Raw genomic sequence first — 381 nt, 5'->3', positions numbered from 1 at the left:
CGATTGCGAGGTAGGCGGTAGCGAAAAGAATGGATCGCAGGGAAATCAAATTCGGCTTACTTCAGTCGGATAACGGTGGTGATCAGCGGGGACGGGCGAACGACGTGCAAGCAGACGAGAAAACGGACCACCCGTCCTCCGTTGCATCACATGGTTATCGCACGAATGTGGGTTAAACGCCGATCGAGTCACCATGATGAATCAATCGACCGAGCACCGTCCATTTAGCCTTCGGCCCCTTCGGTGACGGTTGTCCGTTCCCTAGCAGTATCAGTTTAACGAGGTCCCAATTTGAAAGCAACAAACGACGTTGTGGACCAAACGGTTGCCAGCGGATCATCGACGACGCACCGATAGCAGAACAACAATCGCCCGGAGTGT

The 381-nt window shown here is 53.8% G+C and carries 1 protein-coding gene; it reads right to left on the bottom strand.

All coding sequences use genetic code 11. The annotated features are described in order from the left end of the window. Positions 1–172: 172 nt before the first annotated feature. A partial coding sequence (locus tag CA13_RS34425) for a hypothetical protein (protein WP_419193747.1) occupies positions 173–381 on the bottom strand: 209 nt, incomplete at its 5' end.

Source organism: Novipirellula herctigrandis (assembly GCA_007859835.1).
Classification (GTDB): domain Bacteria; phylum Planctomycetota; class Planctomycetia; order Pirellulales; family Pirellulaceae; genus Novipirellula_A; species Novipirellula_A herctigrandis.
The sequence above is the reverse complement of the archived record's forward strand: the minus strand, read 5'-3'. Positions and strand labels throughout refer to the sequence as shown.